A 23058-nucleotide genomic window follows, 5' to 3' on the forward strand; every position below is an offset into this window, starting at 1 on the left:
GCGGGACCACCGCAAGTAACCCGAGGAGATCCCACATGCGGGAAGGGAGTTACACCTACAAGCTGTTCTCACGCAGCGATTTCAGTGCCTTCTGGGCACTGTTCACCGACAATCTGATCAACCTGATGGTGCTGGCGGGTGTCTGCCAGTTCGTCTTCGGCATGCCGTCCGAGATCGTCTATGGCCGCATCCTGCCCGGCGCGGCGGTGGCGATCCTGTCGGGCGTCGCGGCCTATGTGGTGCTGGCCAAACGCGCCGCCGCGCGGCATGGGCGCGATGTCACGGCACTGCCCTACGGCATCTCGACGCCGGTGATGTTCGTCTATCTCTTCGGGGTCATCGGTCCGATCTACTGGGCCACGAACGATCCGATGCTGGCGTGGCAGGTCGGCATCGGCGCGGGCTTCATGGGCGGTATCGTCGCCGCGCTCGGGGCCATTGTCGGGCCGTGGCTGAAGCGCGTCACGCCGCGCGCCGGGATGCTCGGCACGCTCTGCGGCATCGCGCTGGTCTTCATCGGCACCGTGCCTCTGGCGACGATCTTCGAGCAGCCCTACATCGGCTTTGCCTCGATGATCATCATCCTCTGGGGGCTCGTCGGGCGCTTCCGCCTGCCGTTCAATATCCCTGCGGGTCTTCTGGCGCTGATCGTCGGCACCGCCGTGGCCTTCAGCATCGGCGAAGCACGGATCAGCCTCGAGGGTACCGGCTTCTACCCGCCGCTGCCCTATGTGGGTGATCTGATCGCGGGCATCCGGCACCTCTTTGCCAACCCCGAGCTTTTCCTCGTGCTGGTGCCGGTGCAGATCTACAACTTCATCGAGACGATGAACAACGTCGAGAGCGCCGAAAGCGCCGGGGATCACTACCCGGTCGGCGTGTGCCAGATCACCGACGGGCTCGGCACCATGATCGGCGCGGTCTTCGGCTCGCCCTTCCCCACCACCGCCTATATCGGCCATCCGGCCTACAAGCGCATGGGCGCGCATGCGGGCTACATCATCGGGGTCGGGCTGGTGATCCCGCTGGCCGCCTTCCTCGGGCTTCTCGCGTTCCTCAACAACCTGATCCCCGAGGCCGCCGCCGCTCCGGTTCTGGTCTTCGTGGCGCTGAGCCTGATCACCAACACCGCCCATTGCGTGAAACCTGCACATATGGCTGCCGTCACCATCGCGATGATGCCGCATGTGTCATCCTTCCTGATGATCAAATGGGGCGCGCTGATGGGCGCGCTGCGGGCGACCGGTGTGGAAGGACTGCCGCAGCTGGGCGACGAAGCGCTGACGGCGGCCCTGCTGCAGCAGGGCGCGCATTTCGCCGGGCATCTCTCGCTCAGCCAGGGCGCGATCCTGACCGGGCTCATCTGGGGTGCCATCGTCGCAAGCGTGATTGACGGGCGGTTCCGCAATGCGGGCGGCTTCGCGCTCGCCGCCGCGCTGATGTCGCTGGTGGGGATCATCCACGGTGCCAGCCTGCACTGGCCCGCCCTCGGTCCGGTCTCGGCCGGTTACCTGATCGCCGCCGCCTTCCTCTACATCTACCCGCTCTTCCACCGCGAGGGCGCGACGCAGAACGACAACGTGGTGCTCGACGAGCCGCCTGCCGCGCCCGCGGAGTGATCCGGGCAGAGGCATCCCGAGCCCACCGGCGCGGGCCGAACCCCGGCCCGCGCCTCCTTTCTTCCTCCCCAAGCCTGCCGAAAGGTACCCTCATGAAGACCGACCAAGTGCTCCTGCGCGGGCGCATCCTCAGTTTCACCGCCGAACCGCAGGGCCCCGAGGACCAAACCGCCTACAGCTACATCGACGACGGCGCGATCCTGGTCGGCGGCGGGCTGATCCGCGCCACGGGCAGCTACGATCAACTGTCCCGGCAGGCGCCCGCGGTACCGGTGGTGGACCATCGCCCGCACCTGCTGATGCCCGGCTTCATCGACACGCATATCCACTACCCGCAGGTGCAGGTCATTGCCTCCTGGGGGGCGCAGCTGCTGGACTGGCTGAACAGCTACACCTTCCCCGAAGAGACCCGCTTTGCCGACCCAACCCATGCCGAGGCCATGGCCGAGTGGCTGATGGGCCAGCTTTGCGCGCATGGCACCACAACCGCGGTCGCCTACGCCTCGGTCCACGAAGCTTCGGCCGAGGCGTTCTTCGCTGCAGCCGCGCGTCGCGACATGCGTATGATCACGGGCAAGGTGATGATGGACCGCAACGCCCCCGAGACGCTGCGCGACACGCCGCAATCGGGCTATGACGCGACCAAGCGGCTGATCGCCCGCTGGCATGGCAAGGGCCGCGCCAGCTATGCCATCACGCCGCGTTTCGCCATCACCTCCAGCCCCGAGCAGATGGAGATGGCCGGCGCGCTCGCCGCCGAGCACCCCGAGTGCTACGTGCAGACCCACCTTTCCGAGAACCGTGACGAGATCGCCTATACGCTGAGCCTCTACCCCGACGCGCCCGACTACCTCGGCGTCTACGAGCGCTACGGGCTGCTTGGGCCCAAGGCGCTGCTCGGCCATTCCATCCATCTCGAGCCGCGCGAGATCGATCTCCTGGCCGAGACCGGGTCGCGACCGGTGTTCTGCCCGACCTCGAACCTCTTCCTCGGCAGCGGGCTCTTCGACGACGCCGGGCTGCGGGCGCGGGGGATTTGCAATGCCATCGCCACCGACGTCGGCGCGGGCACCAGCTACTCGATGCTGCAGACGCTGAACGAGGCCTACAAGGTGCTGCAATTACAGGGCCAGAAGCTGCACCCGCTTAACGCCTTCCACTGGATCACCCGCGGCAACGCCGTGGCGCTGGGGCTGGAAGACAAGATCGGCACGCTCGAGCCGGGGACCGAGGCGGACATCGTGGTGCTCGATTCCTCGGCCACCGAGCCCATGGCGCTGAGGATGCAGCGGACCGGGACGCTGAGCGAAGAGCTCTTCGTGCTGCAGATGCTGGGCGATGACCGCGCCGTGGCCGAAACCTATGTGGCGGGTGTGCCGCAAAAGCACGGAAGGCGCGCGGCACAGGCGCCGGAGTTGCAGCTGGCCTGACGCGACTGCCCTGCCGCGTGGACACCGCCGTTGCGGCCAGTCTTTCCATGAATGCCGAAAGACTGAGCGCGATTATACCGGAATCCAAGAAAGTGTTTTCGGCTCTCGCCCTGTCGCACCCGGCGCGACCGCTGCCCATACTCACCACAAAGACCTCTCCGACCGGAACCAGAAATGACCACCAATTACTACGCCCCCACCGGCGGCCACCCGCCGCAGACCCAGCTGCTGACCGACCGCGCGGTGTTCACCGACGCCTACGCCGTCATCCCCAAGGGCACGATGCGCGACATCGTCACCAGCTTCCTGCCGTTCTGGGAGGGCACCCGGCTCTGGGTGCTGTCGCGCCCGCTCAGCGGTTTTGCCGAGACCTTCTCGCAATACATCATGGAAGTGCAGCCGGGCGGCGGCTCCGACCATCCCGAGACCGACGCGGGCGCCGAGGGCGTGCTCTTCGTCGTGGAGGGCGAGGCCACGCTCACCGTCGAGGGCGAGACCCATGTGCTGCGCGAGGGCGGCTATGCCTTCCTGCCGCCCGCCACGCTCTGGACCCTGCGGAACAAGGGTGACGAGACCCTGCGCTTCCACTGGATCCGCAAGGCCTACGAGGCCGTGCCCGGCCTGCCCCACCCCGAGGTGATCATCGCCAACGAGCAGGACATCGCCCCCACCCCGATGCCCGGCACCGACGGCAAATGGGCGACCACCCGCTTCGTCGACCCCAGCGACCTGCGCCACGACATGCACGTCACCGTCGTGACCTTCGAGCCCGGCGCGGTGATCCCCTTCGCCGAGACCCATGTGATGGAGCACGGGCTCTACGTTCTGGAAGGCAAGGCGGTCTACCGGCTTAACCAGGACTGGGTCGAGGTCGAGGCCGGGGACTACATGTGGCTCCGCGCCTTCTGCCCGCAGGCCTGCTATGCAGGCGGTCCGGGACGCTTCCGCTACCTGCTCTACAAGGACGTGAACCGGCACATGGCGCTGCGTCCCTCCGGCGCGACGCAGCCCATGCCCGCCCCGAGAAAAGTCACCGCACCGGCGGGGTAACCCCGCCAATCGCCGCCGTGAGTTCCTGAGCCGCGCGCATCACCGCGCGGCTCGTTGTGTCTGTCATGTCCTCTCGCATGCGGATTGTCGGGCCGGACACGGAAATCCCCGCCACCGCCTCGCCCGAGGCATCGAAGACCGCCGCCGCGATGCACCGCATCCCGAGCGTCTTTTCCTCGGCATCAATGGAATAGCCCCGCGCCCGGATCGCCGAAAGATCGGCGCGCAACGCCTCCGGCTCGGCCAGCGTATGCGCGGTGAACCGCTCCATCTTCCGCGCCAGCAGCTTCTCCAAACGCTCCCCCGCCATCTCGGCCAGCAGCGCCTTGCCGATGCCCGAAGCATGCAGCGGCGACAACGTGCCCGGCGGGAAGAAGGCGCGGATGCTCTCATGCGTCTCGACCTGACTGACAAACAGCACCGAAGCCTCGCGCACGATGCCGAGGTTTGCTGTCTCTCCTGTCTCTTCCATCAGCCCGCGCAGGACCGGTCGTGCCCGTTCGACGAGGCTGGTGCGGCGCAGGAAGCGTGCGCCGATGACGAAGGCCTGTGGGCCGATGTGCCAAAGCTGCTCGGCGGAGTCGAATTCAACCAGCCGCCGCCCCTCGAGGGTGACCAGGATGCGGTAGACCGTCGCCGGGGACTGCTTCAGATCGCCCGCCAGTTCCGAGAGGGTCAGGCCGGGATGGGCGCTCAGGTAGTCCAGCACCGCCATCGCCCGGTCGAGCGATTTGATCGTGTTCTGCGCGCTGTTGTCCTCCCAACCGCGCGGCCTGCCGCGGGCGCGGCGGGGGCTGGTTTCGGCATCTTTCGGAGAATCCATCAAATTTCTTTCATTATATTTGAAAGCCGAATTCACGATATGAAAAAATCAAGCATCTGACAACGCTTGATATTATTAATCATCTCATTTCTGAAAAACGATTTCAAAAAAATTTCCTCGTACAATGAGCCGGTCTACGGTGCCTCTCAGCGACCAGAGGAGGTGGCCATGAGCTTCCAGAACCCCGTTTTCATCCCGGGCCCGACCAACATCCCCGAGAGCCTGCGCAAGGCGTGCGACATGCCGACGATCGACCATCGCTCACCGCTGTTCGGGCAGATCCTGCACCCGGCGCGCGAGGGCGTGCGCCACGTGCTGAAGAGCGCCAGCGCCGAGGTCTTCATCTTTCCCTCGACCGGCACCGGCGGCTGGGAGACGGCGCTGACCAACACGCTCTCGCCCGGCGATACCGTGCTGGCGGCGCGCAACGGCATGTTCAGCCACCGCTGGATCGACATGTGCCAGCGCCACGGGCTGACCGTCGAAGTTGTGGAGACCCCGTGGGGCGAAGGCCTGCCCGCGCAGCGCTACGCCGAGATCCTCGCCGCCGATAAAAGCCGCCGCATCAAGGCCGTGCTCGCCACCCACAACGAGACCGCCACCGGCGTGCGCTCGGATATCGCCGCCGTGCGCCGCGCGCTCGACGAGGCGGACCACCCGGCGTTGCTGTTTGTCGATGGCGTCAGCTCGATTGCCTCGATGGATTTCCGGTTCGACGACTGGGGCGTCGACTGCGCCGTCACCGGCTCGCAGAAGGGCTTCATGCTGCCGCCGGGTCTCGCCATCGTCGGTTTCAGCGAAAAGGCCATGGCAGCCACGAAAACCGCGAAATTGCCGCGCACCTTCTTCGACGTGACCGACATGGCCAAGGGCTATGCCAACAACGCCTATCCCTACACCCCCGCCGTCGGCCTGCTGAACGGGCTGAACGAGTCCTGCCGGATGCTGCTGGACGAGGGGCTGGAGAATGTCTTCGCCCGTCATCACCGCATTGCCGAGGGGGTGCGCGCCGCGGTGCGCGCCTGGGGGCTGGAGCTTTGCGCCGCCTCGCCCGAGGTCTACTCGGACACGGTCAGCGCGATCCGCACGCCGGAAGGGTTCAACGCCACCGACATCGTCAGCCACGCGGCGCAGACCTACGGCGTCGCCTTCGGCACCGGGCTCGGCGAGGTTGCTGGAAAAGTGTTCCGCATAGGGCACCTGGGCAGCCTCACCGACGTCATGACCCTCTCCGGCCTTGCCTGCGCCGAGATGTGCATGAAGGATCTCGGGCTCGACATCGCGCTTGGCTCGGGCGTCGCAGCGGCGCAGGACTTCTACCGCGCCAACCCCGCGCTCGCCCGGAAGGAGGCCGCGTGATGAAGGATATTGCGCTGAACATCCCCACCTATGACGACATGCTGGCGGCCCACGCCCGCATCGCGCCGCACATCCATCGCACCCCGGTGCTGACCTCGTCCTTCCTGAACGAGCTCACCGGCGCGCAGCTGTTCTTCAAGTGCGAGAACTTCCAGAAGGCCGGGGCCTTCAAGGTGCGCGGCGCCTCGAACGCCGTCTTCGGCCTCACCGATGCCGAGGCGGCCCGGGGCGTCTGCACGCACAGTTCCGGCAACCATGCGCTGTCGCTGAGCTACGCCGCCGGGCGGCGCGGCATCCCCTGCAACGTGGTCATGCCGCGCACCGCGCCGCAGGCCAAGAAGGACGCGGTGCGCGGCTACGGCGGCATTATCACAGAATGCGAGCCCTCTACCTCGTCCCGCGAGACGGTCTTTGCCGAGGTGCAGGCGGCCACGGGCGGCGATTTCGTCCACCCCTACAACGATCCCCGCGTCATCGCCGGGCAAGGCACCTGCTCGCGCGAGTTCATGGAACAGACGGATGGGCTCGACATGGTGCTCGCCCCGATCGGCGGCGGCGGAATGATCTCGGGCACCTGCCTGACGCTCTCCACGCTCGCCCCCGAGGTGGAGGTCATCGCCGCCGAGCCCGAACAGGCCGACGATGCCTACCGCAGCTTCAAGGCCGGGCACATCATCGCCGACGACGCGCCGGAGACGGTGGCCGACGGGCTGAAGGTGCCGCTCAAGGATCTGACCTGGCATTTCGTCTCGACCCACGTGAGCGACATCCTCACCGCCTCGGAAGAGGAAATCATCGAGGCAATGAAGCTGATCTGGAAGCGCATGAAGATCGTGATGGAGCCCAGCAGCGCGGTACCGCTTGCCACCATCCTCAAGAACCGCGACCGTTTCGCCGGAAAGCGCGTCGGTCTCATCATCACCGGCGGCAATGTCGATCTCGACCGCCTGCCCTGGACGCAAGGAGCCTGAGCCATGAACGCACCCGTGACTTTCGACCAACTCGAGGTCGGCTATGACGTGCCGGCGCTGCCCGGCATGGACGCGTCAGACATCCAGACGCCCTGCCTCGTGCTCGATCTCGATGCGCTCGAGCGCAACATCCGCAAGATGGGCGACTACGCCCGCGCCCACAACATGCGCCACCGCGTGCACGGCAAGATGCACAAGTCGGTGGACGTGGCGAAGCTGCAGATGCGGCTCGGCGGGGCCATCGGCGTGTGTTGCCAGAAGGTGTCGGAGGCCGAGGTCTTCGTGCGCGGCGGCATCAAGGACGTGCTGGTCTCGAACCAGGTGCGCGACGCGCGCAAGATCGACCGGCTGGCGCGGTTACCGAAGCTGGGCGCGAAGATCATTGTCTGCGTCGATGACCTCGCCAACGTCGCCGAGCTGTCGGAGGCCGCGCAGCGCCACGGCACCACGCTCGAATGCTTTGTCGAGATCGATTGCGGCGCGGGCCGTTGCGGTGTGACCACCGCCGAGGCGGTGGTGCAGATCGCGCAAGCCATCAACGCCGCCGCGGGGCTCAAGTTCACCGGCATCCAAGCCTATCAGGGCGCGATGCAGCACCTCGACAGCTACGAGGCACGGCGCGAGAAACTGGCCGTCGCCATCGCTCAGGTCGAAGAGGCCGTGGCGGCGCTGGAAGCGGTGGGTCTGAAACCCGAGCTGGTCTCGGGCGGCGGCACCGGCAGCTATTATTTCGAGAGCAACTCCGGCGTCTACAACGAGCTCCAGTGCGGCTCGTATGCCTTCATGGATGCCGACTACGGCCGGATCCGCGACAAGGACGGCAACCGCATCGACAACGGCGAATGGGAGAATGCCTTCTTCATTCTCACGCAGGTGATGAGCCACGCCAAATCCGACAAGGCGATCTGCGACGCTGGCCTCAAGGCGCAGTCGGTCGACAGCGGCCTGCCGGTGATCTACGGGCGCACCGACGTGGAATACGTCAAATGTTCCGACGAGCATGGCGTAATCGCGGATCCGAACGGCGTGCTGAAGGTCGGCGAGAAGCTGAAGCTGGTGCCCGGCCACTGCGATCCCACCGCCAACGTCCACGACTGGTACGTTGGCGTTCGCGGCGGCAAGGTCGAGACGCTCTGGCCGGTCTCCGCGCGCGGCAAGGCCTACTGATCCTTCCCCGTTTCCCGTTGCCCCTGCCCGGTCCGACCTTCCGGGCACGCCTCGCCCGCGCGCTCCTCTGTCCCTGCGCGCGGGCGTCTTTTCTTTGAAAGGAGAGTTCCGATGCTCATCGTTCCCGAGCGCGAGATTGCCGACCTGATGACCCGCGAGGCCGCCTTTGCCGCGGTCGAGAAGGTGTTTGCCGCCATGGCCGCGGGCGACGCCTACAATTTCCCCGTCGTGCGCGAAGCGATCGGCCATGAAGACGCGCTCTATGGCTTCAAGGGCGGGTTCGACCGCTCCGGTCTGACGCTGGGGCTAAAGGCCGGGGGTTATTGGCCGAACAATCTGGAAAAGCGCGGGATCATCAACCACCAGTCCACGGTCTTCCTGTTCGATCCCGACACCGGCAAGGCCAGGGCGATGGTTGGCGGCAACCTGCTTACCGCACTGCGCACCGCCGCTGCCTCGTCGGTCTCGATCCGGCACCTTGCCCGCGAGGACGCGCGGGTGATCGGCATGGTCGGCGCGGGCCACCAGGCCACCTTCCAGTTGCGCGCCGCGCTCGAGCAGCGCGACTTCGACAAGGTGATCGGCTGGAACCTGCATCCCGAAATGCTGCCCAACCTCGAGAAGGTGGCCGCCGAGGCTGGCGTGCCCTTCGAGGCGGTGGAATTGACCGGCATGCGTGAGGCCGACGTGATCATCTCGATCACCTCCTCCTTCGACGCGATCCTCATGGCCGAGCATGTCTCGCCCGGCTGCCACATCGCCTGCATGGGCACCGACACGAAGGGCAAGCAGGAAGTCTCCCCGGCGCTGCTGGCCAAGGCCACGGTGTTCACCGACGAAGTGGCGCAATCGGTCTCGATCGGCGAGGCGCAGCACGCGGTGGCGCAGGGGTTGATCGACGAGAGCGCCATCACCCAGCTTGGCGCGGTGATCAATGGCGCGCACCCGGGGCGCAGATCGGCCGAGGAAATCACCCTCTTCGACGGCACCGGCGTGGGCCTGCAGGACCTCGCGGTTGCCGCGGCGGTGGTCGATCTGGCGGTCGAGAAGGGCATCGCGATCGAGGTAGATTTCTGACGCGCGCGTTTAATTATTGACGCCAAGGGCGGAGGCGAAAGCCTCCGCCCTTTCTCTTTGACCGGCCAATAGGCGCAACGCGCGCAGGGTGAGCAGCTGCCCGTGGGATGACGCTCCGCCCCATGAGGTCCTCACTCTATTCGAACCCGGTCCGGATGACCCTCCCCGCGAAAGGACGACGAAGCGCCAGCCCGCTGGGACGGCTTCGACCTTAGAGCTTGAACCGAAGAACGACCGCGCGCCCGGCGGCCCTCGGTCTTGTTTCCGGGCCAGTTGCGCACCGTTCACCGGCCGGAAGCGCAGAGCCAATCATCCACAAGGCCATCAATGCAAACGGCGCGCCCCCGAAGGGACGCGCCGCAGCTTCCACCAAGGATCGATCGGGTCAGACCCTCTCGCCGCGCGGCTCCTCTCCGCGATGGCCGGCCATGCCGCCCGAGACCTCTTCGGTGGATTCCTCGGCCAGTTCCTCCGGCAGCACGAGGTTGAGCACGATGGCGATCAGCGCCGCGGGCAGGATCCCCGAGGCCCCGAGGATGCGCAGCGTGTCAGGCAGGTGCTGCAGCGCATTGGGTGCGCCCGGCGCCACGTTCAGCACCTCGAGCTGCAGCCCCAGACCGATGGACAGCGCGACGGCGAAGATCACCATGTTGCGGCGCGTCCAATCCACGTCGGACAGCATCGAGATGCCCGAGGCCACGACCATGCCGAACATCACGATGACGCCGCCGCCCAGCACCTCGATCGGGACGGTGCGGATCACCCCGCCGACCTTGGGCACCAGCCCGCAGACGATCAGGAAGATCGCGCCGATGGTCACCACGTGGCGGCTCATCACGCCGGTCATGGCGATCAGCCCGACGTTCTGGCTGAACGAGGTGTTGGGAAAGCCGCCGAAGATGCCCGCGATGGCCGTGCCGACGCCATCGGCATAGGTGGCCCCGGCGATCTCGCGATCGGTGGCCTCGCGGCCCGCGCCGCCCTTGGTGATGCCCGAAACGTCGCCGACCGTCTCGACCGCCGAGACGAAGGCCATCAGGCAGAAGCCGATGATCGAGGCCACCGAGAACTCGATCCCGTAGCGGAACGGCTGCGGCAGCGAGAAGGCGGCGGCGTTCTGCCAGGAGGCGGTGATCGCGTCGACCGAGAGCAGCCCGGCGAAGATCGCGTAGGCGTAGCCGACGAGAATGCCGACCAGCACCGCCGAGATGCTCAGCATGCCGCGGGCGAAGAACTTCAGCCCCAGCGTCACCGCCAGCACCACCAGCGCCGCCGACCAGCTCAGCCAGGAGCCGTAGCTCTCGGCGCCGCTGGCCTTGGCCGGCACGCCGCCGGCCGCGTATTCGATGCCCACCTTGACCAGCGCGAGGCCGATCATCGTCACCACGAGACCGGTGACCAGCGGCGGCAGGGCGAAGCGGATGCGCCCGATCACCGTGCCGAGCAGCGCGTGGAAGAGGCCGCCCACCACGACGCCGCCGAACATGGCGGCGAGACCGTCCACGCCCTTGCCCGCGACCAGCGGGATCATGATCGGAATGAAGGCAAAGGAGGTGCCCTGCACGATCGGCAGCGCCGCACCGACGGGGCCGACGGTTATCGTCTGCAGGAGCGTCGCGACGCCGGCGAACAGCAGCGACATCTGGATGAGGTAGAGCAGCTCCGGGAAGTCCGGGCTGTTCGAGCCGAAACCGAAGCCCGCCGCGCCGGCGACGATGATCGCCGGCGTCACGTTCGAGACGAACATCGCCAGCACGTGCTGGATGCCGAGCGGGATTGCCGTCTGCAGGGCGGGGGTGAAGTTGGGATCGCGCAATTGCTCGGGCGTTCCGATACGGGTGTCGGTCATGTCTGGGTCAGCTCCCTGTTGAGGCGCAGGGCCGGTCTTGCTGCCGGCGTCCTCACGCGGTGGCGTGAACGAGGTAGGGCTCTTCGAACCAATGCTCCTCGAGGTTGGGCCCCGCGCCGATCCGGTCGATCACGGCAAAGAGCCCGGGCGCGTAGAGCGGGGTCAGCACCCCGTGCCACGTGCCACGATGAAAGTTGATGCCCTGCCCTGCGCGGGTCAGGAAGGCGCGGGGCGTGCCGGGGCGGCCACCTTCGTCAGGGGCGACCACCACCAGAAACGGGTCATGGCTCATCGGCACGAAGGCCTGGCTGCCCTGCGGATGCCGCTCGACCATCTCGAGGCGCAGCGGCAGGCTGCGCGGCTCGGCCTTGAACAGGCTGATCCCGGCGCGGCCGTCGAGAACGTCGAGCGTGGCGAGGTCGTGGAAACGTCCGCACAGCCCCTGGTTGATGATCCGGTCGGGCGCGCCTTCGGCCTCCAGCACCTCGCCATAGGGGGCGAAGGCTCCGGCGGTCAGCGGCGCGGCGTCGATCCGGCTCATGCGCCCAGCTTGTCCAGCAGGCGCAGCTCGGCGATGCGTTCGACCTGACGGCAGGCCTCGGCAAACTCGGTGGGACGGTCGTTCTCGATCCGGCGTCGGAAGGCCGCCATGATCGAGGCCTTGTCGTTGTCGCGCACGGCGATGATGAAGGGAAAGCCGAATTTCTCGGTATAGGCCGCGTTCAGCTCGGTGAAGGCGGCGCGCTCGGCGTCGGTCAGCGCATCCAGCCCCGCGCCCGCCTGCTCGGCGGTCGACTCCGCCGTCAGCCGCCTCGCCTGCGCCAGCTTGCCCGCGAGGTCTGGGTGGGCCGTCAGCACCGAAAGACGCTTTTCGTCGGAGGCGGCGCGGAACACCCGCGCCAGCGCCGAATGAACGCCGCGGGCGGTGTCATGGGTTTCGCCCAGTTCCAGCGCATGCGCGCCCTCGGCGATCCACGGGCTGTGCTCGAAGACGCCGCCGAAGGCTTCTATGAAGCTGCCGCGGTCCAACTCGGACGGGCGCGGACCTGTCGGCGCGGGGTGCTCCGCCGCCCAGTGATCGGCGATCTGCGCACGGGTGGCGAACCAGACCCCCTCGTGGGCGGCCATATGCGCCAGCACCCGCTTCAACGCCGCAACCCGCCCCGGGCGACCGACCAGGCGGCAATGCAGCCCGATCGACAGCATCTTCGGAGCCCCCGCCACGCCCTCTTCGTAGAGCGTATCGAAACTGTCGCGCAGGTAGCTCTCGAACTGGTCGCCGGAGTTGAACCCCTGCGGCGAAGCGAAGCGCATGTCATTGGCGTCGAGCGTATAGGGCACGATCAGCTGGTCCTTGCCCGCGATCCGGCTCCAATAAGGCAGATCGTCGGCGTAGCTGTCGGCGATATAGGCGAAATCGCCCTCCTCGGCCGCCAGTTGCACGGTGTTCATCGAGCAGCGCCCGGTGTACCAGCCGCGCGGCGGCGCGCCGGTGACAAGGGTGTGCAGGCGGATCGCCTCGCGGATCTGCGCACGCTCCTCTGCCTCGGGCATGTCCTTGTGCTCGACCCACTTCAGCCCGTGCGAGGCGATCTCCCACCCGGCGCGTTGCATGGCCGCGACCTGCTCGGGGGCGCGTGCCAGCGCGGTGGCGACGCCGTAGACCGTGACGGGGATCCCCTTCAGCAGCCGGTGCAGCCGCCAGAAGCCGGCGCGGGCGCCGTATTCGTAGATCGACTCCATGTTCCAGTGGCGTTGGCCGGGCCACTGCGCCGCCCCGACGATTTCCGACAGAAAGGCCTCGGAGGCGGCATCGCCGTGCAGGATGTTGTTCTCGCCGCCCTCTTCGTAGTTGAGGACGATCTGCACCGCGATCTTCGCGCCGTTCGGCCAGTTGGCGGCGGGCGGGGTCTCGCCGTATCCGGTCATGTCACGGGGGTAGCGGCGGGCGGTGATCGGGCTGTGCAGCGTCATGGGGGACGGGCTCCTTCGGTGTTGCCTCCGGGTCATCCCCCACGTGTAATCCGGATAATGCCGGATGATTTTCAATTTCTGTTTGAAGCTGCCTCAACCACCTCGCGCCGCGCGCGGCGCATTCCTAGCGACCGCTTTCCGCCGCGCGCTGCTCCGCCTGCCGGATCGCTGCGCCGACGCGGTCGGTGACGTAATCCATGAACAGGCGCGTCTTGGGGTCCTGTCCCTTTCGGTGGGTGAAGAGGCAGGCCATCTGGATCGGCTCGGGGGGCGTGGCCTCGGCTACCGGCACCAGCCGTCCGCTGCGCAGGTATTCGGCCACCTCGAAGACCGGCTTCAGCGCGATCCCCTCCCCCGCCAGGGCCCAATCGGTCAGCACGTCACCGTCATCGGATTCGTAACGCCCCGACACGGCAAAGCGCTTCGGCCCCTCGGGGGTGCGCAGCCGCCACTGGAACTCGGTGGCGCCGGGAAAGCGCAGGTTGAGGCACTCGTGGCGATGCGCGACGAGCGCCTCGCCGGATGCCGGATTGCCGCGCCGCGCGATGTAGTCGGGCGCGGCGCAGAGCACCCGCGTCACATCGGCGATCTTGCGCAGGCGCAGCGTGCTGTCCTCGGGGGTGCCGAGGAAGAAGGCCAGATCCAGCCCCTCGGTCGTCAGGTCCACCTTCCGGTCCGACAGGCGCAGACGGATCTGCACCTCCGGATATTCCTTGAGGAAGCCCGGCACATGCGGCGCGATCAACCGCCGACCGACGCCGAGCGGTGCCGCGACGTAGAGTGAGCCTTTCGGGTTGTCGGTGAGCTGCGCCACCTGTGCCTCGGCCACCTCCAGCGCCTCGAGCACCTCGCGCGCACCGCCGTAGAAGGCCCGCCCCTGCTCGGTCGGGGTAAGATTGCGCGTGGTGCGCTGGAACAACCGGACGTTGAGATGCTCTTCGAGCTGCGAGATTCGTGCCGAGGTGACCGCCGGCGAGATGCGCAAATCCCGCCCCGCGGCGGACATGCTGCCCAACTCGTAGACACGGACGAAGGTGCGGATATTGTCGAGGTAGGACATTCTCTGGGAAATCTTGAAACTGCTTGGTTTACCCCGGAGATAGCAGAATAATCGGTCCCGGCCTAGGGTGCCGCAAAAGACCACATCAGGGAGAGACGGGCATGTATGATCTTGCCATCATCTGGGATTGGCTCGGCTTCGCCGTGCGCTGGCTGCACGTGATCACCGCGATCGCCTGGATCGGCTCGTCCTTCTATTTCATCGCGCTCGACCTCGGACTGCGCAAGGTGCCGCACCTGCCCCCCGGTGCCAGCGGCGAGGAATGGCAGGTCCACGGCGGCGGCTTCTACCACATCCAGAAGTACCTCGTGGCGCCCGAGACCATGCCCGACCACCTGACCTGGTTCAAATGGGAGAGCTACGCGACCTGGCTGTCGGGCGCGGCGCTGCTGATGATCGTCTACTGGGCCGGCGGCGAGCTCTTCCTGCTCGATCCGACCAAGGCCGACATCTCGCTCTTCGTCGGCATCGTGATCTCTGCGCTGTCGCTGACCATCGGCTGGCTGATCTACGACCGGCTGTGCAAGTCCAAGCTCGGCGAGACACCGACGCTGCTGATGCTGCTGCTCTTCGGGATGCTGGTGGTGATGTCCTGGGGCTACAACCAGATCTTCACCGGCCGCGCCGCGCTGCTGCACCTCGGCGCCTTCACCGCCACCATCATGACCGCCAACGTCTTCTTCATCATCATGCCGAACCAGCGCATCGTGGTGGACGACCTGAAGAACGGCCGCACGCCCGATCCCAAGTACGGCAAGATCGCCAAGCTGCGCTCGACGCACAACAACTACCTGACGCTGCCCGTCGTCTTCCTGATGCTGTCGAACCACTACCCGCTGGCCTTTGCCACCGCCAACGCCTGGATCATCCCCTGCCTGGTGTTCCTGATGGGCGTGACGATCCGGCACTTCTTCAACTCGATGCACGCCCGCAAGGGCACGCCCTACTGGACCTGGGCGGTCACCGCGCTGCTGTTCATCGCCATCGCCTGGCTCTCGACCGCGCCGATGATGGACAGCTACGAGGAGGCCGAGGCCCGGCCCCTCACCGCGACCGAGCAGAAGTTCGCGGCGGCGACCGGCTTCGAGGACGCCTATTACGCGGTGATCGGCAATTGCTCGATGTGCCATGCGCGCGAGCCCTCGTGGGACGGGCTGCACCACCCGCCCAAGGGCGTGGTGCTGGAGACCGAATCCGACGTCGCGCGCCACGCGAAGTTGATCTTCCTGCAGGCCGGGGCCAGCCACGCCATGCCGCCGCCCAACGCCATCCAGATGGACGACGCCGCGCGCCGCGAAATCGTGCAATGGTACCGCGCCGCGACTAGCGGCTGAGCTGGGGCTATCCCCAGTACGCTATGCGCGCCACTGGCCGGGAAATGCCGCCGCCGAGACCTGCGCCGGGAGGGGCGCTGAACAGCGCTCCATGCCGGAGTGGCGTTCGCCCAGACCCGGCCTCTTCGAACCGCGGTTGAACCGCTCTCAGAAGTCCAGGCCGAGGTCCAGCGTGCGGGCCGAATGGGTCAGCGCCCCTGCCGAAATGTAGTCGACCCCTGTCGCGGCGACCTCGGCGATGCGCTCGAGCTTCATGTTGCCCGAGGCTTCGAGCACCAGCCGCCCGTCGGTCATCGCCACCGCCTCGCGCAGGGTCTCGTTGTCCATATTGTCGAGCAGCACCACATCGGCGCCGCCCTCGTCCAGCACCTCGGCGAGCTGCGCCAGCGTGTCGACCTCGATCTCGACCCGCACCATGTGCGAGGCCTGCCCCTTGATCGCCTGCAGCACCGGGCGGATGCCCCCCGCTGCGGCGATGTGGTTGTCCTTCACCAGGATGGCGTCGGACAGTGAGAAACGATGGTTGAAGCCGCCGCCGTGCAGCACCGCCTGCTTCTCGACGAGGCGCAGGCCCGGCGTGGTCTTGCGGGTGCAGGTGATGCGCGCCTTGGTGCCCGCGGTCTCGGCCACGAAGGCGGCAGTGATCGTGGCGATCCCCGACAGCCGCCCGGCGAAGTTCAGCGCCACCCGTTCGGCGGTGAGGATCGAGGCCGCCTCGCCCTCGATCTCCAGCAGCACATCGCCCGGCGCGATGGTGCTGCCGTCGGGCCGGTGCAGGGTCAGTTCCAGGCCTGGATCGACCATGTGAAACGCCATTCGCGCGATCTGCATGCCCGAGACCACCCCGGCCTCGCGCGCGCGCAGCCGCGCAATGTAGCGGGTGCCTGCCGGGATCACCGTGCGGGTGGTGAGATCGCCGTAGGTGCCGAGATCCTCCATCAGCGCGCCCCGCACCAGCGGGTCGAGGATCATGTCGGGCAGCGGAGGCAGGGACATCAGGCGATTTCCTTCTGGAGCGTGTCGCGGAGGGTCAGCGCCTCCGCCAGGGTCATGCGGCTGCGGCATCCGGTTTCGGGCGTCTCTTCGCTGGCATCCGAGCGGAAATGCGCGCCGCGGTTCTCGCGACGGGTCAGCGCGGCAGCAGCGATCAGCGTCGCGGTCGCGGTCATGTTGAGCAGCGGTGCGCAGTGGGGCTGCGCGGCTTCCACGGCGGCGATCTCTCGCAGACAGGCACGCAGGCCTTCGGCATCGCGGATCACCCCTGCCCCCGCCGTCATCGCCGCGCGCAGTCGCGCGACCAGATCGGGATCGGGGGCGGCGGCAACTTCGGGCTGTGGCAGTTCGAGGCGCGGCGCCTCCGACGTCGCACCGAGGCTGCCGGCGATATCGGCGGCGCATCGGCGGGCGTAGACCAGCGCCTCGAGCAGCCCGTTGGAGGCCAGCCGGTTGGCCCCGTGAAGCCCGGTCGAGGCGACCTCGCCGCAGGCCCAGAGACCGGCCAGCGAGCTGCGCCCGGCGGCATCGGTCTCGACGCCGCCCATGTGGTAATGCGCGGCGGCGGCAACGGGGATAGGCTTGGTGACCGGGTCGAACCCGGCGCGTTCACAAGCCGAGGCAACTCCGGGAAATTCCTCTGAAATCCTGCGCCCGAGCGCCGCGCGCGTGTCGAGCATCGGCCGCATGCCGCCCTGGCTCTGCGCATAGACTGCGCGTGCCACCACGTCGCGCGGCGCCAGCTCTAGGTCAGGGTGCTTGCCCTCCATGAAGCGCTGCCCGATCCGGTTGACCAGCACGGCGCCTTCGCCGCGCAGCGCCTCGGTGGCCAATGGCGCGGGATCGAGGCCGAGGTCCATCGCGGTCGGGTGGAACTGTACGAACTCCATGTCCGCCATCACCGCGCCGGCCCGCGCCGCGAGCCCCGCGACCTGCCCGCGGATCCGTGCCGGGTTGGTGGTCAGCGCATAGAGGCCACCCGAGCCGCCGCCTGCCAGCAGCACAGCGGGCGTCTTCACGGCAACCGGCGTTCCGCCCTCGGCGGGCGCAAGCTCGACCGCGCTGACACGGCCCGCTGCGCTGCGCAGCGCGGTGGCGGCCCAGCCCTCGAGCACCTGCACCGAGGCGGCCTGCCGGACCTGCGCCACCAGAGCACGCATGATCTCGGCCCCGGCCTGATCGCCACGCACCCGCACCACGCGGGCAAAGGCATGCGCAGCCTCCCGCGAGAGCAGATATCCGCCCTCCGCGTCGCGATCGAAGGGTGCGCCAAGGTTGGTCAGCGTCAGGATATGGTCACGCGCCTCGCGAGTGACCGAGCGGGCCACCTCGGGATCGACGATCCCCGCACCCGCGCGCAGCGTGTCGGCGGCATGTGACTCGGGGCTGTCGGACTCGGCCATCGCAGCGGCGACCCCGCCCTGCGCCCAGGCCGAGCTTGCGCCCGTGCCCAAGGGATCGGGCGAGACCAGCAGCACCGGGCGCGGCGCCAGAGCCAAGGCGGCGTAGAGCGCGGCCAGGCCCGCGCCGAGGATGACCACGCGGCCGGTCGAAACCTCGTGCAAGGCTCAGGCTGCCTTGGGTTTCGACAGGTCGATCATCCGTTGCACCGCGAGGCGTGCACCCTCGGCCACCGACGGATCGACCTCGACCGCGCCTTCCATGCTGTGCAGCGACCAGAGCACCTTCTCGAGGGTGATCATCTTCATGTAGGGGCACATGTTGCAGGGCCCGACGAATTCGACCCCCGGCAAAGCATCCGAGATGTTCGAGGCCATCGAGCATTCGGTGACCAGCATCGCCTTGCCGGGCTGCTCGCGGGTCACGTAGTCGATGATCCCGGCGGTGGAGCCGGAGAAATCCGCCTCGGCCACCACGTCGGGCGGGCATTCGGGGTGCGCGATAATGCGGGTGTCGGGCTGCCAGCTGCGGAAGTCGCGCAGCTCGGCGGCGGTGAAACGCTCGTGCACGATGCACGACCCGTCGTACCAGACGATGGTCTTCTGCGGCACCTGCCTGGCGACGTTCTGCGCAAGGTACTTGTCCGGCGTCATGATGACCGTCTCAGCGTCCAGCGCGGCGACGATCTGCGCGGCGTTCGAGGAAGTGCAGCAGATGTCCGAGGCCGCCTTCACCGCCGCCGAGGTGTTGACGTAGGTGACCACCGGCGCGCCCGGGTAGCGGCGGCGCATTTCCGCGATGCCCTCGGGGGTGATGCTTTCGGCGAGCGAGCAGCCTGCCTCCATGTCGGGGATCAGCACGGTCTTCTCGGGGCTCAGGATCTTCGAGGTCTCGGCCATGAAATGCACGCCGCATTGCACGATCACCTCGGCCTTCACCTTGGTCGCCTCGATCGCCAGCTGCAGGCTGTCGCCGACGACATCGGCGATGCCGTGGTAGATCTGCGGCGTCATGTAATTGTGCGCGAGGATGACCGCGTTGCGCTCTTTCTTCAGGCGGTTGATCGCCTCGACATAGGGTGCGTGGATCGCCCAGTCCGCCGGGGTCACGACCCGGCTCATGGTCGCATAGACATCGCTCAGGCGCTCGGCGGCCTCCAGCGACGGCGCGAGGTCATAGTGCTGGCCGAGCGTTTCGGCGATGGTCGTCTGGTCGAGCATGAACCTGTTCCTCCTCAGGGTCTGCGGCGCGGCCTCATGTGTCAGATCAATGACACTCGGGCAGTCGCAGCGCGGAATAGCCGCATGTTGACCCAAGGACAAGGCGGGCTGGACAATAGATTGAGGTCATGGCGGCGGCGACAGCCCGCGGTGGATGCCGGTCTCCCTTTTAATTGAGACAAGACCACAATCTTTACGAATGCTTGACCGGGCACTGGGCAAAGCGGTGCCGTGAATGCCGCCTGTCCGACACCCCTCCAAAAGAGCCCGCTCCTGCCGTCCGTCAGACCCTGGTGCGACAGGCCCTTGAGGAACCGCTACAGCCGCTCGTCCTTGGGTGCGCCGAAGATCTGTTCAGGCGCCCCTTGCTCGACGATCTTGCCGCCGTGCATGAAGATCACCCGATCGGCGATCTCGCGGGCCGCTGAAAAACTCTAGTCAAAGACGTTTCGACGCGAAAGAGCGTCACTTTTCGGACTCTCTCGCTTAGCCGACGAAAAATGGATCGCGTCGGGGGCCGACGAGCAGCACGAGAAGTCCGTACTCAAAACCTTTTTCAGCGGAATGCTAGATCACCTGCTTCTGACGCAATTCTTCGAAATGCGCAGGGTTGAGGCCCGCGAAACCGGTCCAGAACTCCTCGCTGTGGCGGCCCCGGCTCGGGCCCGAGGTACGCACGGCGCCCGGTGCTCGCACCATCCGCGGGACGACATTCGACATGGCCACCGGCCCGAGCGCCTCGTCCTCGGCATAGACGATCGCCTCACGAGCGCGCATCTGCTCTGACTCGAAGATGTCCGCGATCGAATTGACCTTTCCTCCGGAGACATGGCTGCGCGCCAGCGTCTCGAGGATATCCGAGGCATCGCGGTCGGCGAACCATGCAGAGATGTAGGTGTCCAGCGTCTCGGCATTGCGCACCCGCGCCGCGTTGGTGGCAAAGCGGTCGTCGATGATCAGGTCGGGCCGGCCAATCATCTCTGCCAGCCGTTCGAAGACCCGCTGCGCCGAGGCGCTCATCGAGATCCAATGGCCGTCGCGCGACCGGTAGACGTTGCTCGGCCCGGCATATTGGCTGCGGTTGCCCGAGCGCTCCCGCACCTCGCCAAGCTGATCGTATTCGATGGGCAGGAACTCGAGCAGCCGAAAGGTCGATTCAACCAACGAGACGTCGACAATCTCGCCCGGCGCATCGGGGTGGGTCAGCTTGCGATAGCAGGCGATCAGGATCCCGATGGCCCCGAATTGGCCGGTCACCGCATCCGCGATTGGATAGCCGAGGTGCATCGGAGCCGTGTCGGGTTCACCGCAGATGTAGGTCAGGCCGGAATAGGCCTCGGCGATGCGGGCGAAGCCGGGCTGCTGGGCCAGCGGTCCGGTCTGGCCGTAGCCCGAGACCCGCAGGATGATCAGCGTCGGGTTGACCGATTGCAGAGTCTCGCAATCGAGCCCGTAGCGCTCGAGCGTCCCGGGGCGGAAGTTCTCCACCAGAACGTCGAACTTCGGCAGGATCCGCAGAAGCAGATCGCGGCCCTCGGGGGTGCGCACGTCCAGCGTGATCGCCTTCTTGTTGCGATTGGTGACCTTCCACCAGAGCGGCTCTCCGTCCTTGTGCGGCGCCAGGTCGCGCATTCCGTCACCGCCCCCCGGCAACTCGACCTTGTACACTTCGGCACCGAAGTCGGCGAGAAAGGTGCTCGCGACCGGGGCTGCAATCATCGTCGAGAGGTCGAGAATGCGCAGCCCGGCAAGCGGCAGTGTCGAAGCGTCGGTCATCGGTCTAGATCCTTGCTTTGAGAAGATCGGCAGAGACGTTCTCTGCCGCGGCCATCGCCATGCGACCGCACATTTCGAGAAGCTGGTCGGTGGCGCGGGTCAGCGGCACGGTGATCGAGATCGCGCCGACGGTCCTTCCCTGCGAGTTGCGCACCGGCGCTGCGGCCCCCGCGACATCTGTCGCCCATTCACCGCGCGCATAGGTCCAGCCCTGTTCACGCACCCGGCGTGAGCGCTGCTCGACCATCTCGTCGGTCAGATCGAAGCGACCGGCCTCGCGCTCCTCGGCCAGCACGCGCCAGAGATCCGGGAGCTCGCTGTCCTCGATCCCCGAGACGAGGCATTGACCGGCGGCTCCGACAAAGAGCGGTCGCCGCTCGCCGGGCTCGAGAACGAAGCGGACATGTTGCCGGCTCGGCGCGGTCTCGACCACGACCCGCGACCAGCCTTCGCGGATCAGCAGGCTCGCGGATTCGCCCGTCGTGTCGCGGGCATGCTCTAGATGCGGGCGCGCGAAATCGGCGAGGCTGTCCTTGCCGATCAGGCCGCGGCACAAGGACAGGCATCCGGCCGAGATGCCGTAGCGGCGGCTCTGCGCATCATGTACCAGCAAGCCTTCGTGGACGAGAGTTCGCGTCAGGCGCATCACGTTGGCCTTGTCGAGCTCAAGTGCCTTGCAGAGCTCTGTCAGCGTCATCGTGCGGGTGCCGCCCTCGAAGGCGCGCAGCACCGCGATGGCACGGCTGACGGTTTGCAGGGTCTTTATCGCCATTGGTATCACTATTTGTACTATAGGTTCCTTATTTGTATTTCATGCGCTTTTGAATGCGTCAACAAAAAGCTGTTTTTCGAGAATTAAGCTTTACAGGCGTGACGGAGCCGACTTAGGGTTTATTAATACCAACTTGGGTACACATAGTGACACCAATCGGGAGGACATGATGTCGCTACACCTTCGGAGAATCGCAGCGATAGCGGGTACGGTGGCCCTTATGGGGCTTGGAGGAACCGGAACCGGAACCGCGCAGGCGCAACAGCAGGTCGAACTGATCAGCGGACCGTTCGGCACCGGTTCTTACGTGCTCAGCACCGCGCTCGAACAGATCGTCAACGGCGAGGATGACGGGCTGTCCCTGACCGCCTCGGAAACCCCGGGGCTGACCTTCAACGCGCGCAGCCTGATCAAAGACCCGGGCCGGCAGGTCAACACCATCATGTCGTTCACCAGCGGCATCAATTACCTTGCCGTCGAAGGGTTGGCACCCTTTCCCGAGGCGCTGCCCTCGGCCAAGCTGATCGCCAACTACAACCTTGGCGCGGTCTGGCTTGCGACCTTCGATCCCGACATCAAGACGCTTGAGGATCTCAAGGGAAAGCGCGTGGCGCTCGGCACCCCGCCGCAGATCCTGTGGACCATCGAGCCGCTGGCGATCATCCGCGACGGATGGGGCATGGAGGGGGATCTAAAGATCGAGACCATCGGCACCAAGGAGGCGGCGCAGGCCCTGCTGAACGGCACCGTCGATGTGGCGATCATCGGCGGTTACGCCAATCCCGAGACCGGCCAGTTCCTGCCAAGCCCGCAGACCGTTGAGCTTCAGGCCTCGGGCCGGACGCTCTACCACATCTCCTGGGGGCCCGACGCCGTGGCCAAGGCCCGGGACGCCAGTGGCATGCCGCTGATCAGTGCCAAGGTGCCGGCCGGCGCGGTCGAGGGTCTCGAGACCGAGCTCGACACCTTCTACGACGCCATCGGCTGGCAGGCCTATCCCGACCTCGACGAGGAGACGGCCTACAAGGTCACCAAGGCAATCATCGCCAATGTCGGGAAGTTCAGCGAATACCACGCGCTCGGCAAGCTGATGTCGCCGTCGGCGCTGCTTTATGGCTGGGATGCGGAAGACATTCACCCGGGCGCGCTGCGCGCCTACCGCGAAGCCGGCCTGATCAAATAG

Annotated in this window: 19 protein-coding genes and 1 pseudogene; 9 read left to right on the plus strand and 11 right to left on the minus strand. The window is 66.7% G+C overall.

Annotated features, from left to right (window positions below):
- Positions 1-35: 35 nt before the first annotated feature.
- The 3 genes from BM397_RS18240 to BM397_RS18250 all read left to right on the plus strand — a co-directional run bounded on the left by BM397_RS18240 (position 36) and on the right by BM397_RS18250 (position 4099).
- Positions 36-1619 carry a permease family protein gene (locus tag BM397_RS18240; RefSeq protein ID WP_092431434.1) on the plus strand — a complete coding sequence of 528 codons (1584 nt, stop codon included), beginning with the start codon at positions 36-38 and terminating at the stop codon, positions 1617-1619.
- 92 nt (positions 1620-1711) lie between these two features.
- A complete protein-coding gene (gene guaD / locus BM397_RS18245) occupies positions 1712-3049 on the plus strand; it encodes a guanine deaminase (RefSeq protein WP_092431436.1) in 1338 nt (445 codons plus the stop codon).
- A 174-nt stretch (positions 3050-3223) separates the two neighbouring features.
- Positions 3224-4099 carry a bifunctional allantoicase/(S)-ureidoglycine aminohydrolase gene (locus tag BM397_RS18250; protein WP_092431438.1) on the plus strand — a complete coding sequence of 292 codons (876 nt, stop codon included), beginning with the start codon at positions 3224-3226 and terminating at the stop codon, positions 4097-4099.
- Here the strand turns inward: BM397_RS18250 and bhcR are convergent.
- On the minus strand, positions 4080-4922 hold the full coding sequence (gene bhcR / locus BM397_RS18255) for an HTH-type transcriptional regulator BhcR (protein ID WP_092431441.1): 843 nt from the start codon (positions 4920-4922) through the stop codon (positions 4080-4082). The two genes, BM397_RS18250 and bhcR, sit on opposite strands and share 20 nt — an antisense overlap.
- Positions 4923-5090: 168 nt before the next feature.
- Between bhcR and bhcA the strand changes: the two genes are divergently transcribed.
- From bhcA to bhcD, 4 genes are all read left to right on the plus strand, one after another.
- Entirely contained in the window at positions 5091-6281 is a 1191-nt protein-coding gene (gene bhcA, locus BM397_RS18260) for an L-aspartate--glyoxylate aminotransferase BhcA (protein WP_092431443.1), read from the plus strand.
- Entirely contained in the window at positions 6281-7252 is a 972-nt protein-coding gene (bhcB, locus tag BM397_RS18265; RefSeq protein ID WP_092431445.1) for a beta-hydroxyaspartate dehydratase BhcB, read from the plus strand. The genes bhcA and bhcB overlap by 1 nt, the downstream gene beginning before the upstream one ends.
- 3 nt (positions 7253-7255) lie before the next feature.
- Positions 7256-8419, plus strand: coding sequence for a 3-hydroxy-D-aspartate aldolase BhcC (gene bhcC, locus BM397_RS18270; RefSeq protein ID WP_092431448.1), 1164 nt, complete (start codon positions 7256-7258; stop codon positions 8417-8419).
- Positions 8420-8530: 111 nt separating this feature from the next.
- Entirely contained in the window at positions 8531-9496 is a 966-nt protein-coding gene (gene bhcD, locus BM397_RS18275) for an iminosuccinate reductase BhcD (protein WP_092431450.1), read from the plus strand.
- 385 nt (positions 9497-9881) lie between these two features.
- Here bhcD and BM397_RS18280 read toward each other — a convergent pair whose 3' ends face one another.
- From BM397_RS18280 to BM397_RS18295, 4 genes are all read right to left on the minus strand, one after another.
- Positions 9882-11345 (minus strand): uracil-xanthine permease family protein, encoded by a 1464-nt coding sequence (locus BM397_RS18280; protein WP_092431452.1) that lies wholly within the window; start codon positions 11343-11345, stop codon positions 9882-9884.
- A 52-nt stretch (positions 11346-11397) separates the two neighbouring features.
- A complete protein-coding gene (locus BM397_RS18285; protein ID WP_092431454.1) occupies positions 11398-11886 on the minus strand; it encodes an ureidoglycolate lyase in 489 nt (162 codons plus the stop codon).
- Positions 11883-13319, minus strand: a complete 1437-nt coding sequence (gene puuE, locus BM397_RS18290) for an allantoinase PuuE (RefSeq protein WP_245696282.1) — start codon at positions 13317-13319, stop codon at positions 11883-11885. The genes BM397_RS18285 and puuE overlap by 4 nt, the downstream gene beginning before the upstream one ends.
- Before the next feature lie 124 nt (positions 13320-13443).
- Positions 13444-14379, minus strand: a complete 936-nt coding sequence (locus BM397_RS18295; protein ID WP_092431457.1) for a LysR family transcriptional regulator — start codon at positions 14377-14379, stop codon at positions 13444-13446.
- Between the two features lie 101 nt (positions 14380-14480).
- On the opposite strand from BM397_RS18295, the gene BM397_RS18300 reads away from it, so the two are divergent.
- Positions 14481-15713 (plus strand): urate hydroxylase PuuD, encoded by a 1233-nt coding sequence (locus BM397_RS18300; RefSeq protein WP_092429246.1) that lies wholly within the window; start codon positions 14481-14483, stop codon positions 15711-15713.
- A gap of 147 nt (positions 15714-15860) precedes the next feature.
- Here the strand turns inward: BM397_RS18300 and nadC are convergent, their stop codons facing one another.
- The 6 genes and pseudogenes from nadC to BM397_RS18325 all read right to left on the minus strand — a co-directional run bounded on the left by nadC (position 15861) and on the right by BM397_RS18325 (position 21875).
- Entirely contained in the window at positions 15861-16709 is an 849-nt protein-coding gene (gene nadC / locus BM397_RS18305; protein ID WP_092429248.1) for a carboxylating nicotinate-nucleotide diphosphorylase, read from the minus strand.
- Positions 16709-18271, minus strand: coding sequence for an L-aspartate oxidase (locus BM397_RS18310; RefSeq protein ID WP_092429250.1), 1563 nt, complete (start codon positions 18269-18271; stop codon positions 16709-16711). The genes nadC and BM397_RS18310 overlap by 1 nt, the downstream gene beginning before the upstream one ends.
- A 3-nt stretch (positions 18272-18274) precedes the next feature.
- Positions 18275-19327, minus strand: a complete 1053-nt coding sequence (gene nadA / locus BM397_RS18315; RefSeq protein ID WP_092429252.1) for a quinolinate synthase NadA — start codon at positions 19325-19327, stop codon at positions 18275-18277.
- Between the two features lie 317 nt (positions 19328-19644).
- Positions 19645-19749, minus strand: a pseudogene (locus tag BM397_RS29015) (amino acid ABC transporter ATP-binding protein); the annotation flags it as partial.
- Positions 19750-19894: 145 nt separating this feature from the next.
- Positions 19895-21103, minus strand: a complete 1209-nt coding sequence (locus BM397_RS18320) for a CaiB/BaiF CoA transferase family protein (RefSeq protein ID WP_092429254.1) — start codon at positions 21101-21103, stop codon at positions 19895-19897.
- 4 nt (positions 21104-21107) lie between these two features.
- Positions 21108-21875, minus strand: a complete 768-nt coding sequence (locus BM397_RS18325; protein ID WP_143015418.1) for an IclR family transcriptional regulator — start codon at positions 21873-21875, stop codon at positions 21108-21110.
- Between the two features lie 169 nt (positions 21876-22044).
- On the opposite strand from BM397_RS18325, the gene BM397_RS18330 reads away from it, so the two are divergent.
- On the plus strand, positions 22045-23058 hold the full coding sequence (locus BM397_RS18330) for a TAXI family TRAP transporter solute-binding subunit (RefSeq protein ID WP_256218765.1): 1014 nt from the start codon (positions 22045-22047) through the stop codon (positions 23056-23058).

Origin of the sequence: Alloyangia pacifica (assembly GCF_900116195.1) — a bacterium.
Lineage (GTDB): Bacteria > Pseudomonadota > Alphaproteobacteria > Rhodobacterales > Rhodobacteraceae > Salipiger > Salipiger pacificus.

Bases quoted from the DNA above. Each gene is read 5' to 3' on its own strand.
- BM397_RS18240 (WP_092431434.1), top strand. From the start codon at position 36: ATGCGGGAAGGGAGTTACACCTACAAGCTGTTCTCACGCAGCGATTTC.
- guaD (WP_092431436.1), top strand. From the start codon at position 1,712: ATGAAGACCGACCAAGTGCTCCTGCGCGGGCGCATCCTCAGTTTCACC.
- BM397_RS18250 (WP_092431438.1), top strand. From the start codon at position 3,224: ATGACCACCAATTACTACGCCCCCACCGGCGGCCACCCGCCGCAGACC.
- bhcR (WP_092431441.1), bottom strand. From the start codon at position 4,922: ATGGATTCTCCGAAAGATGCCGAAACCAGCCCCCGCCGCGCCCGCGGC.
- bhcA (WP_092431443.1), top strand. From the start codon at position 5,091: ATGAGCTTCCAGAACCCCGTTTTCATCCCGGGCCCGACCAACATCCCC.
- bhcB (WP_092431445.1), top strand. From the start codon at position 6,281: ATGAAGGATATTGCGCTGAACATCCCCACCTATGACGACATGCTGGCG.
- bhcC (WP_092431448.1), top strand. From the start codon at position 7,256: ATGAACGCACCCGTGACTTTCGACCAACTCGAGGTCGGCTATGACGTG.
- bhcD (WP_092431450.1), top strand. From the start codon at position 8,531: ATGCTCATCGTTCCCGAGCGCGAGATTGCCGACCTGATGACCCGCGAG.
- BM397_RS18280 (WP_092431452.1), bottom strand. From the start codon at position 11,345: ATGACCGACACCCGTATCGGAACGCCCGAGCAATTGCGCGATCCCAAC.
- BM397_RS18285 (WP_092431454.1), bottom strand. From the start codon at position 11,886: ATGAGCCGGATCGACGCCGCGCCGCTGACCGCCGGAGCCTTCGCCCCC.
- puuE (WP_245696282.1), bottom strand. From the start codon at position 13,319: ATGACGCTGCACAGCCCGATCACCGCCCGCCGCTACCCCCGTGACATG.
- BM397_RS18295 (WP_092431457.1), bottom strand. From the start codon at position 14,379: ATGTCCTACCTCGACAATATCCGCACCTTCGTCCGTGTCTACGAGTTG.
- BM397_RS18300 (WP_092429246.1), top strand. From the start codon at position 14,481: ATGTATGATCTTGCCATCATCTGGGATTGGCTCGGCTTCGCCGTGCGC.
- nadC (WP_092429248.1), bottom strand. From the start codon at position 16,709: ATGTCCCTGCCTCCGCTGCCCGACATGATCCTCGACCCGCTGGTGCGG.
- nadA (WP_092429252.1), bottom strand. From the start codon at position 19,327: ATGCTCGACCAGACGACCATCGCCGAAACGCTCGGCCAGCACTATGAC.
- BM397_RS18320 (WP_092429254.1), bottom strand. From the start codon at position 21,103: ATGACCGACGCTTCGACACTGCCGCTTGCCGGGCTGCGCATTCTCGAC.
- BM397_RS18325 (WP_143015418.1), bottom strand. From the start codon at position 21,875: ATGGCGATAAAGACCCTGCAAACCGTCAGCCGTGCCATCGCGGTGCTG.
- BM397_RS18330 (WP_256218765.1), top strand. From the start codon at position 22,045: ATGTCGCTACACCTTCGGAGAATCGCAGCGATAGCGGGTACGGTGGCC.